Origin of the sequence: Streptomyces sp. NPDC046203 (assembly GCF_040646255.1) — a bacterium.
Taxonomy (GTDB): Bacteria; Actinomycetota; Actinomycetes; order Streptomycetales; family Streptomycetaceae; genus Streptomyces.
The window spans coordinates 1-10,927 of the sequence record NZ_JBEYZX010000032.1 but is presented as its reverse complement, the minus strand read 5'-3'; the positions used below and the strand labels follow the sequence as shown (position 1 = coordinate 10,927).

Genomic DNA, 10,927 nt, shown 5'->3' with positions numbered 1-10,927 from the left:
TCCGGCGACAACTGGCTTGCCATTTCTTTGCATTAGCGTGGGCGGTGCGCGCGGTCGCCCGGGGGGAAGGGCGCCGGCGGACGGCGACGATTCGCCGGACGGGGGAGAAGCGGCATGTCTTTCGACGAGGAATGGGCGTCCGCCCGCGAAGCGGCGCGAGAGCGCATCGCGATGCGCCTGAACCAGACGGACCCGTCCCGAGGTGGCGCCAGTGACGCGGATCTGAAGGTCCGGCAGGACCACCTCGGCGCCATCGGGCACGCCGCCTACGAACTGCACGGCCGTCTCGCCCGGGACGGCAGGCACGCGAGCGCCACCACCGAGGAGGCGGGCGGCGATCTGACGGACAACGGCTTCCTCACGGGCATCGCGATGAACACCGTGCAGCGGACCTGGAGTTCCCAGCTGCGCACGCTGGTCGACGCGTGCGCCCACATCTCCAACCATCTCGACTACAGCGCGGCCCTGCATGCCCAGGACGACCGGGACATCCGTACCTCGATCAGCCGGTCGAAGATCGACGAGTACCTGAAGTAGGGGGAACGGTCATGCTGACGTACGACAGTGTCATGCGGGCATCGCTCGCCACACTCAAGGCGGCGGTCGAGGACTGGGCGGAGATGAAGTCCAGGCTGGACCGTCTCGCCGAGGACGCGCGCACCACGATGGCCGCGAAGGCCAAGGACGAGGACTGGCAGGGCACGAATGCCGGGGTCGCCAAGCCCTTCATCGACAAGACCGCCAAGGAATTCGGCGACGCGGCCAAGTCCGCCGACGGCATCCACAAGGTCCTTCACGAGGGGTACGAGGCATTCAAGAAGGCCCAGGACGAGCTGAAGAAGATCACCGACAGCGAGGCCCCGGCCCAGGGGCTGGTCGTGCGCTTCAACGGAACCGTGGAAGCGGCCCACCCGGTCGCGGAGACGGCCGGCCCGGGGGCGCGGAACGACCCGGACCACCAAGACCTGGTCCGCAAAGAGGAGCAGGCCATCGGCGCCTTACGGCGGCGCATCGACGCCATCCTCGACACCTGCGACGAGGCCGACGTCGCCTGCTCCAACGCGCTGAAGGCGGACGTCACCACCGACCCGCACAACTTCAGCGCCCCGAAGTACACCAGCCTCGACGCCGAAGAGGCCGACCGCGCCCTCGCTCTCGCCAAGAAGGGCAAGGGGCTCTCGCACGAGGAGCTGGAGCGCCTCAACGAACTGCTGGCGGACAACAGCGGTTCCAAGGTGTTCGCGCGGGCGTTCTACGACGGGCTGGGCCCGAAGCGGGCGCTGGAGTTCTTCGGGCAGCTGTCGGTGGACACCACGGGCCCCGACGGCGGTCCGGACAAACAGCGGGTCGCCGATGTGCAGGACCTGCAGAAGAACCTCGGCCTCAACCTGGCCCAGGCCACCCAGGGCGGCGACCAGTGGGCCGAACGCTGGTCCAGGGATCTGCGGAAGCTCGGCACCGAGCCCATCCCGCTCGGCAAGAACGACTACCACCCGCCGTACGGGTACCAGCTGCTCGGCGGCATTCTGCGCAACGGCGACTACAGCCCCGCGTTTCTCAAGCCGATCGCCGAGCACGTCACGCAGCTGCACGCCAAGGACCCGTACATGTTCGGCAACAACACGCTGAACGACGGGATGAAGAACCCGTACAACCCGTCCGGGGTCAACGGCTCCGGCTTCGACCCGATGGTCTCGGTCCTGGAAGCGCTCGGCCACAGCCCGGAGGCGGCGAAGCAGTTCTTCCTGGCGGACCCGCCGACGGCCTACAACGAGGACGGCTCGGTGAACCACACCGCCGTCACCCCGTCCACGTCCCCGGTGGACCTCTACCCGGACGACCCGGACAAGTCCTTCACCAGTTACCTGGACTTCTTCCAGGACGACCACTACGAGTCCTTCCCCGACACCCCGGGGCGGGCCCCCGGCGGCGATTCGGCGACCTACCTGCCCGACGCCCTGGGCCACGCGCTGGAGGCGGCCACGACGGGGCACGCGTGGGACGACGCGAGTGCGGGCCTGCACCGCGACGCCGACACCGCGAAGATCATGAAGGAAGTGGTCGAGGACTACGGCTCCGGCGGCGACCTGATGAAACGCCATGAGGCGCTGACCGACAGCCTGGGCCGCATGGGGGCGGCGTACATCGACGACCTCAACTACTCCACGATGAATTTCGGTAACTCGGCGGACTTCATCGGGCGGGACGAATTCTTCCCCCACAGCAGTGACGGGAGTGCGCGGACCGACTTCGGGCAGGGGGCGAGTGTCAACTTCATGAGGGTCGTCGCGGGCGACAGTGAGGGGTACCGGGCGATGACGACGGCCCAGCAGCTGTTCACGGCCAGCGGTATCCACGCGATGGCGGACGACAGCGACAAGGCCATTGAGTTCGCGAACAATGGCGCCAAGGTCCACGGGATCCTCGACGAGTCGCGGGCGACGGCGATCGGGGCCGAGTTCACGGACATCGAGGATGCCAGGAACCTGGAGATGGAGAAGACCGCCGAATGGCGAAAGGCCGCCGTGGGCGGCTTGGTCGGTGCGGCGGTCGGCTTGGGGACCGGGGCGCTGGTGGGTCCGGCCGCCGGAGTCGTCACGGCCACAGTGGTCCCGATGATCGTGGAGAACGTGGGTGGGGCGGTCAACACTTCGTACGCCACGGACACACTTCAATATCTCAAGGACAACGAATACGCGAATGACGAGGAGGCTCGGAAAGGCATTGGGATCCTCCGCGCGGCAGGGCAGGCGGGTGCCGTCCGGCCACTCGTGAATTACGCCGATTCGCTCGACCTGAGCGCCCCGCAGAAGTCGGATCTCATCAGAGATCTGGAGTCCTCTTACAAGGCCGGGGTCGCCGACATCGCTGACACCGAAGGGAAGGTCCGGTGAAGTCGACTCTTTCGAGGGCGATCAAGGCGGCCGCAGTGATATCCGCGGTCCTTCTGGCTGTGGCGTGTGAAAGTGCGCCCGGCAAGCAAGGCGGAGAGAGTGCGTCGCAGAAATCGATGAAGGTGTGCCGAGATGCTCTCGGTGCCAAAGATGTGGAGGCGCTGAAGCGAGGCTTGGGCGATGATGCGAGGGCGTCGGCGGCGCCTTCCTCCAGCTTGCGCGATGCCATGCTCGAAGATGCGCGCCGCTGGGACTCAGAATCATTTAAAATTAAGATTCGTGGCCCTTATGAGCGCTGCCGATTGACCTGGTACAAGAGCGATAAGGCGTCCCCGAGTGTCGTCGCCGAAGTGAAATGGTCTTACTCCACCATGGAAATGGTGACTCAAGGGAGATCCGGCATGCGCGAGATCGCGGATGATATTTATTCGACACCTTTTGTGCGCAACAGTTATTTGATCGTCTTCCCTTGCCGCGTGGCCGGCTCCGCGCCGGGGCAGCGCGCGGGCATGCCCCTGGAGATTCAGTTCATGGGCAACAGGGTCAGCGAGGAAGAGCCGGGCCTGCCGGGCCGGGTGGTGGTCGCTTTGGCGCGGGATACTCAGAAACTCCTGGGATGCAAGGACTCCCCTCGGATCCCCGACAGGCTCTCGCTTCCCAAGCCCCCGTCCTCGGATACGTTCTGACGGGCCGCCCGCATGCCCCCCTCAGCCCTCGGCGGTTTCCCCGCCCCGGGTCAGCTGGGAGGCCAGCAGCGTCGCCGCGCGGGTGATCAGGGCCGCGAGGAGGATTGTGCCGAGGCCCTCGACGTGGAGGTCGGAGATCTTCGGGCCCAGCCAGGACAGCAGCCACCAGATCAGCGCGTCCTCGACGAAGCCGAGGGCGCCGAAGAGCAGGAGCGCGAGCGGCGGGACGCGGCGGGAGGGGCCGATGAAGATCAGCTGGGTGAGGATGACGAGGACGACGACGGCGTAGCCGTAGGAGAGGAACGCGTCGAAGGTCTCCGCGCCCAGGGTGATGCCGGGCAGGACCCCGACGGCGATGCCGACGCCGAGGGCACTGCCCAGCTTGCGTCTTCCTTGATCGCTCATGCCCGGACTGTGGCATGGCGGCGAGGCGGGTGGGAAGAGCCGGAGGCGAGGGCGTTCCGGACTCCCGGATTCCCCGCTTTCGAGGGAGCCTGCCCAGGAGTCCGGGCGCGTGGAGACCGTGATCGGATTCGAACCGACGTTGCTCGCTTTGCAGGCGAGTCCCTGAACCACTCGGGTACACGGTCGCGGTGGTGACGGGAACGACGCTACGGGCCCGGCGAGGGGCGTTCAACGGATCCGGGCGGGCTGCCACAGGGCCGTCATGCGCCCGCCATGCGCCCGCCATAAGGCCAGGTCGCGCGGGCCGGAGGTCGTACGACCATCGGGGTGACGAGGATCCGACTCCCGACAGGGGCCATCGCGCCGTACGCCCCTTACTCTTGGGCGTATGAGCGCCCTTGAACCACGCGACGCCGGCGCGGACGCCGACGTCGCACCCGCCCCCGCCGCCCTGCCGCCCCTCCCGGAAGGCGGCGGCTCCGTGCTGGACCGGGCTCATCGGGCGCTCAGCATCGGCATCGTGTCCGTCGTCCTGCTGATCGCCTTCGAGGCGACCGCCGTCGGCACCGCGATGCCCGTCGCCGCCCAGGAGCTGGACGGCGTCTCCCTCTACGCCTTCGCCTTCTCCGCGTACTTCACGACCAGCCTCTTCGGCATGGTCCTCGCCGGCCAGTGGTCCGACCGCTCCGGCCCCCTCGCCCCGCTCGCGGTCGGCATGAGCTGCTTCGCGGCCGGACTGCTGATGTCCGGCACGGCCGCGACGATGTGGCTGTTCATCCTCGGACGGGCGGTGCAGGGCCTCGGCGGCGGGCTGGTGATCGTCGCGCTGTACGTGGTGATCAGCAGGGCGTACGAGGAGCATCTGCGGCCCGCGATGATCGCGGCGTTCGCGGCCGGCTGGGTCGTGCCATCCGTCGTCGGCCCGCTGGCCTCCGGCACGATCACCGAGCAGCTCGGCTGGCGCTGGGTGTTCATCGGCATCCCCGCCCTCGTCGTCTTCCCGCTGGCCCTCGCACTGCCCGCGATACGCCGGACCGCGTCCGGGCCCGCCGACCCGACGGCACCCGTCCCCGGCTGGGACCGGGGACGGATCCGCCTCGCGTTCGCGATCTCGCTCGGCGCGGGGCTCTTGCAGTACGCGGGCCAGGAACTGCGCTGGCTGTCGCTGCTGCCGGCCGCCGCCGGTGTGGCGCTGCTCGTCCCCGCCATCCGAGGGCTGCTGCCGCGCGGCACCGCCCGGGCCGCGCGCGGGCTGCCGTCCGTGATCCTGCTGCGCGGCATCGCCGCCGGTTCGTTCATCGCGGCCGAGTCCTTCATCCCGCTGATGCTGGTCACCGAGCGGGGCCTCAGCCCCACGCTCGCCGGACTCTCCCTCGCGCTCGGCGGTGTGACCTGGGCCCTCGGCTCGTGGGTGCAGTCCCGGCCGCGCACCGAGCCGTACCGGGAGCCGATGGTCGTCGGCGGCATGGTGCTGATCGCGCTGGGCATCCTGGCGGCGCCGAGCGTGCTCATCGACGGTGTGCCGGCCTGGGTGGTGGCGGTCGCCTGGGCCTTCGGCTGCTTCGGCATGGGCATCGCGATCTCCTCCACCAGTGTGCTGCTGCTGAAGCTGTCCCCGCCGGAGGAGGCGGGCACGAACTCCGCCGCCCTCCAGATCTCCGACGGCCTGTCCAACGTCCTGCTCCTGGTGGCGGGCGGCGCGGCCTTCGTGGCGCTCGGCGGCGGAGCGGCGGGGAACGTCGCCATGGCGTCGGTGGAGCCCTCGTCGCACCCGGGAGCCTTCGTGGCCGTCTTCCTGCCCATGGCCGCCGTGGCGGCGGCCGGCGTGTGGGTCGCGACCCGGCTGCGGGCCGTACCGGCGAAGGACTGAGCGGGTCCAGGGCGGGTCCAGGGCGGGCCTCGGCCGGGCCTCGGCCGGGCCCCGACCCGGTCCTGGCCCGGTCCTGACCTGCGGCGGGAGCCCGGGCCGGCTACCGCGCCCGGCCCGGAAACCCCGTCGCTCCCACCCCGTACCCCCGCCTACGATCGGCGGGTGAACCGTGACCGGGTGAACCCTGACACCGTGACGCTGACCGTCACCCCCGCCCTCGCCGATCTCGCCGACGCCCGCGGCGTCGGCGTCGAAGAGCTGGCCGCCGAGGCCGTACGGCGCTACGTGGCCGACGAGGCCACGCGCACGCGTGTCGCGGCGACGGGGCTCGCGCAGCGCCACCAGAGCCTGCTGCGGAGGCTCGGGGAATGAGCACGATGGAGACGCCAGACACGATGCGGAACACGGCGCCGGACACGACCCGGACCCGGAGCGTGACACCGGACACGACCCGGTTCCTCACCGTCGCCGAAGTCCGGGACATCGCCCGGATTGCCTTCACCGGCGAGGGCGACCCGGAGCTGCGCGCGCCCGGGCTGCTGGAGTCCGCGGTGCACCGGCCGCGCGCCCGCATGTTCGGCGAGAGCGCGTACACCGGCCCGTACGAGCAGGCCGCCGTCCTGCTGCACGCCCTCGCCTCGAACCACCCCTTCGTCGACGGGAACAAGCGCGCCGCCTGGCTCGCGGCGGCCACCTTCCTCGCCGTCAACGGGATCGATCTCCGGCACGCGGACCTCGATGCGGCATATGACCTGGTCGTGGGCGTAGCGAGCGGAAAAGTGGCGGATATAGAGGACATAGCGGGGCGATTGCAAGGCCTTTGCCCGGCCGTGTGAGGACTCTCTCAAGAGCCCTCGGCACCGGCTCGCGCGTTCCGGATCGGGGTGGCGGCACCGGTAAGGTGGCCCGGTTGTCATATCTGGACGAGCGTCGAACCGGAGATCGTGACTACTACCACCGCCTCCCATCACCTCTCTCCCGCCTTCCCCGGACGAGCCCCCTGGGGCACCGCCAACAAGCTGCGTGCCTGGCAGCAGGGCGCGATGGAGAAGTACATCCAGGAGCAGCCCCGTGACTTCCTCGCGGTCGCCACGCCCGGCGCCGGCAAGACCACCTTCGCCCTGACCCTCGCGTCGTGGCTGCTGCACCACCATGTGGTGCAGCAGATCACGGTCGTCGCCCCCACCGAGCACCTGAAGAAGCAGTGGGCGGCCGCGGCGGCGCGCGTCGGCATCAAGCTCGACCCGGACTACAGCGCCGGGCCGCTCAGCAAGGAATACGACGGGGTCGCCATCACCTACGCCGGTGTCGGTGTGCGCCCCATGCTCCACCGCAACCGCTGCGAGCAGCGCAAGACCCTCGTCATCCTCGACGAGATCCACCACGCCGGCGACTCCAAGTCGTGGGGCGAGGCCTGCCTGGAAGCGTTCGAACCCGCCTCCCGGCGGCTCGCCCTCACCGGCACGCCCTTCCGCTCCGACACCAACCCGATCCCCTTCGTGACCTACGAGGAGGGCAACGACGGCATCCGGCGTTCGTCCGCGGACTACACGTACGGATACGGCAACGCCCTGGGCGACGGAGTCGTCCGGCCGGTCATCTTCCTCTCCTACAGCGGCAACATGCGCTGGCGCACCAAGGCCGGCGACGAGATCGAGGCCCGCCTCGGCGAGCCGCTGACCAAGGACGCTGTCTCGCAGGCCTGGCGTACCGCCCTCGACCCGCGCGGCGACTGGATGCCCAACGTGCTGCGCGCCGCCGACCAGCGGCTGACCGAGGTCAGGAAGTCGATCCCGGACGCCGGCGGCCTGGTCATCGCCTCCGACCAGGACTCCGCGCGGGCCTACGCCAAGCTGATCCGCGAGATCACCGGCACCAAGGCCACCGTCGTGCTCTCCGACGACACCGGTGCCTCGAACCGCATCGACGAGTTCAGCGAGAACACCGACCGCTGGATGGTCGCGGTCCGGATGGTGTCGGAAGGCGTCGACGTACCCCGGCTCGCGGTCGGCGTGTACGCGACGACGATCTCGACCCCGCTGTTCTTCGCCCAGGCCGTCGGCCGCTTCGTGCGTTCCCGCCGGCGCGGCGAGACCGCGTCCGTGTTCCTGCCCACCATCCCCAGCCTGCTCGGCTTCGCCACCGAGATGGAGGTCGAACGCGACCACGTCCTCGACCGGCCGAAGAAGGAGGGCGAGGAGGACCCGTACGCCGAGTCCGAGAAGGAGATGGCCGAGGCCGAGCGGCAGCAGGACGAGGACACCGGCGAGCAGGACATGCTGCCCTTCGAGGCGCTGGAGTCCGACGCCGTCTTCGACCGGGTGCTCTACAACGCCGCCGAGTTCGGCATGCAGGCCCACCCCGGCAGCGAGGAGGAGCGGGACTACCTCGGCATCCCCGGGCTGCTCGAACCCGACCAGGTGCAGCTGCTGCTCCAGAAGCGGCAGGCCCGGCAGATCGCGCACAGCCGCAAGAAGCCGGACAGCGAGGCCGACCTGATCGAACTCCCGGCGGAACGGCGGCCCATCGTCTCCCACAAGGAGTTGCTCGAACTGCGCAAGCAGCTCAACACCATGGTCGGCGCGTATGTGCACCAGAGCGGCAAGCCGCACGGGGTGATCCATACCGAGCTGCGCCGGGTGTGCGGCGGACCGCCGAGCGCGGAGGCGACCGCAGGGCAGATCCGGGAACGGATCAAGAAGGTGCAGGAGTGGGCCACCCGGATGCGGTGAGCCCAGGGTGATCCCTGGGCGAGCCGCGGGGTGACCTGTGCCTGTGTGGGGGAGTCCCCGGGGTGATCCGCGGGGAGTCCTCGGGGTGATCCGCGGGGAGTCCTCGGGGTGAGCCGCGGGGAGATCCCGGGGTGATCCGCCGGGTGGCCTGTGGGGTGAGCCCCGGGGTGGAGACCTCGTGGCGACCTCCTCCACGAACAGCGAGTGAGGCCCGTACGCCGATGGCGTACGGGCCTCACCCATGGCAAGGCACGGCCCCCACGGTCGGCCTCGCACAAGCCCTACGTTACGAGGTCAAACCGGGCGCCGTTGTCCGCCAAAGTCCCTTGTTCAGGCGACTTAGGTCCCGAACCGCGCGTATCAGGTCGCACACGCCCGGATTCTGGACGAGGTCTTCCGCTGAGCGGAGCGGATCGCTACTCTCCCGGCTCAAGCAACCGCCCCGTGGCAACGCCGCCACGGAGCGCAGCCGGTGTACACCCGTCCTGCCGGCGGCCGCTGACGTGCGTCGCCGATGGGACCGGTGCCGCGTCCCCGTGAGCGCCGCCCGCTGTCACTCACTCCGAAGGAGAGGGCGTCGTGACCGCGGAGACCTCCCAGACGCTCGACCGGGGACTTCGAGTCCTCAAACTGCTCGCCGACACCGACCACGGCCTGACCGTCACCGAGTTGTCCAACCGACTCGGCGTCAACCGCACCGTCGTCTACCGTCTGCTGGCCACGCTCGAACAGCACGCCCTCGTCCGCCGCGACCTCGGCGGCCGCGCCCGGGTCGGCCTCGGGGTCCTGCGCCTCGGGCGGCAGGTGCACCCCCTGGTGCGCGAGGCCGCGCTGCCCGCGCTGCGCTCGCTCGCCGAGGACATCGGGGCGACGGCCCATCTGACCCTGGTCGACGGGGCGGAGGCGCTCGCCGTCGCCGTCGTCGAGCCGACGTGGACCGACTACCACGTGGCCTACCGGGCGGGCTTCCGCCACCCGCTGGACCGGGGCGCGGCCGGCCGCGCGATCCTCTCCGCCCGGCAGGGCGAACTCGCCGAGTCCGGCTTCACCCTCACCCACGGCGAACTGGAGGCGGGCGCGAGCGGCGCCGCCGCCCCGCTGCTCGGCGTGACCGGCATCGAGGGCAGCGTCGGCGTCGTCATGCTCACGGACGCGGTGCCGGAACGGGTCGGCCCGAGAGTCGTGGACGCGGCCCGCGAGGTCGCCGAAGCTCTGCGCTAGACGGCGGAACGGCCGCTTCGGGGCGGCGGGTTGGCGGGAAGGTGGCGGTTCCGGGGGCGGGGCCTGCCTTCCGGCGTGCGCCCCCGGATGCCCTGAGTGGCGAAGGCCCTATGTGCGGGCGGCGGCCAGGGCCCGGGCCTCGCGGCCGTCGCCCCCCGCTGCCCTTGGCTTGCCGTCACGACTCTGCCGAAGCCACCCTGCCGTCACCGTCCTGCCGTCATCGCCCTGCCGTTACCGTCCCGCGCGGATCCGTAGCGTGTGGATCCGTCGCGCGGCGGGTGAGGCCGTGGACGCCGATCGCCACCGTCCAGACCAGCAGGGGCAGCGCGGCGACCCGTTCCATGCCGCCGAGGCCGAGGCCCAGGTAGTGGCGGGACAGGAACAGCCCGAACCCCGCGATCGCCACGACACCCAGCGCCGTACCACCCCACCGCAGCGCCGCCGGAGCGCTCCTCTCCAGGGCGTAACCCGCCAGCACCAGACCGGTGTTGCCCAACACCATGATCAAGAGGGCGCCCAGGACGTGCTGGTTCTCATGGACGTCGGCGGGAAACAGCCCGGCCAGCGCGAACCCCACGCCCGCTCCGGCTAGCAGCACCCGGGACACGGCGGCGAGCGGCCCCCGACACCACAGCGCCCCGCCCATCAGGACGCCACCGGCCAGGAAAAGTACACCCAACGCGATGAACGACCCGTTCATCAGGGCGTGTTCGGGTGAGCAGATGTACCGGGGCTCGGGCTGCTGCTGTATGGCGCACAGCGCGTTCCCCAGGTCGCTGATGTTGTTGCGCGCCCAGCTGTACGGCGTGGCCCACGCCGACTCGACGATCGCGTGGACGACGAAGAACTGCACCACGCCCACGATCCACGCCACGTACCCGATCCGGACTCTCATCCGACCCCCTCGGTCGTATCCCTCGGTCGTATCCCGAGCGCACAGTCGATCATGTCGGCCCGGTGCGCGGCACTGAGGTAAACCCCCCTGAGGCGAGTGGAGTTGGCCTCGCCCGAGGGCGGGTCGGGCGCGCTGGTCAGAGCGGCGGGCGCGGGCGCGGGCGCGGGCGCGGGCGCGGGCGCGGGGGCGCCCGCGAAGGAGGTCTGGCGGCGGCCCTGGTTGTC

10 protein-coding genes and 1 tRNA gene are annotated in these 10,927 nt (G+C 70.2%); 8 read left to right on the top strand and 3 right to left on the bottom strand.

What is annotated here, in order from left to right:
• Positions 1-114 precede the first annotated feature (114 nt).
• The 3 genes from ABZ990_RS21670 to ABZ990_RS21660 are packed head-to-tail and all read left to right on the top strand — an operon-like array spanning position 115 to position 3,580.
• Entirely contained in the window at positions 115-537 is a 423-nt protein-coding gene (locus ABZ990_RS21670) for a hypothetical protein (protein ID WP_361233849.1), read from the top strand.
• Between the two features lie 11 nt (positions 538-548).
• Positions 549-2,894 carry a hypothetical protein gene (locus tag ABZ990_RS21665; RefSeq protein ID WP_361233846.1) on the top strand — a complete coding sequence of 782 codons (2,346 nt, stop codon included), beginning with the start codon at positions 549-551 and terminating at the stop codon, positions 2,892-2,894.
• Entirely contained in the window at positions 2,891-3,580 is a 690-nt protein-coding gene (locus ABZ990_RS21660) for a hypothetical protein (protein ID WP_361233843.1), read from the top strand. Before ABZ990_RS21665 ends, ABZ990_RS21660 begins: the two co-directional genes overlap by 4 nt.
• A gap of 21 nt (positions 3,581-3,601) precedes the next feature.
• On the opposite strand, the gene ABZ990_RS21655 is transcribed toward ABZ990_RS21660, so the two are convergent.
• Positions 3,602-3,985: a phage holin family protein gene (locus ABZ990_RS21655; RefSeq protein ID WP_361233840.1), complete on the bottom strand. Its 384-nt coding sequence runs from the start codon at positions 3,983-3,985 to the stop codon at positions 3,602-3,604.
• A gap of 110 nt (positions 3,986-4,095) precedes the next feature.
• Positions 4,096-4,170: transfer RNA gene (locus ABZ990_RS21650), tRNA-Cys, on the bottom strand.
• Positions 4,171-4,373: 203 nt separating this feature from the next.
• Between ABZ990_RS21650 and ABZ990_RS21645 the strand changes: the two genes are divergently transcribed.
• The 5 genes from ABZ990_RS21645 (at position 4,374) to ABZ990_RS21625 (ending at position 9,808) form a co-directional block, all read left to right on the top strand.
• Positions 4,374-5,855 carry an MFS transporter gene (locus tag ABZ990_RS21645; RefSeq protein ID WP_361233837.1) on the top strand — a complete coding sequence of 494 codons (1,482 nt, stop codon included), beginning with the start codon at positions 4,374-4,376 and terminating at the stop codon, positions 5,853-5,855.
• A 162-nt stretch (positions 5,856-6,017) separates the two neighbouring features.
• On the top strand, positions 6,018-6,227 hold the full coding sequence (locus ABZ990_RS21640; RefSeq protein WP_361233834.1) for a hypothetical protein: 210 nt from the start codon (positions 6,018-6,020) through the stop codon (positions 6,225-6,227).
• 23 nt (positions 6,228-6,250) lie between these two features.
• On the top strand, positions 6,251-6,691 hold the full coding sequence (locus ABZ990_RS21635) for a type II toxin-antitoxin system death-on-curing family toxin (RefSeq protein ID WP_361233980.1): 441 nt from the start codon (positions 6,251-6,253) through the stop codon (positions 6,689-6,691).
• 108 nt (positions 6,692-6,799) lie between these two features.
• Positions 6,800-8,587 (top strand): DEAD/DEAH box helicase, encoded by a 1,788-nt coding sequence (locus ABZ990_RS21630; protein WP_361233831.1) that lies wholly within the window; start codon positions 6,800-6,802, stop codon positions 8,585-8,587.
• A gap of 579 nt (positions 8,588-9,166) precedes the next feature.
• Entirely contained in the window at positions 9,167-9,808 is a 642-nt protein-coding gene (locus ABZ990_RS21625) for a helix-turn-helix domain-containing protein (protein ID WP_361233829.1), read from the top strand.
• Positions 9,809-10,025: 217 nt separating this feature from the next.
• On the opposite strand, the gene ABZ990_RS21620 is transcribed toward ABZ990_RS21625, so the two are convergent.
• Positions 10,026-10,703, bottom strand: a complete 678-nt coding sequence (locus tag ABZ990_RS21620) for a DUF998 domain-containing protein (protein WP_361233826.1) — start codon at positions 10,701-10,703, stop codon at positions 10,026-10,028.
• Between the last annotated feature and the right edge of the window lie 224 nt (positions 10,704-10,927).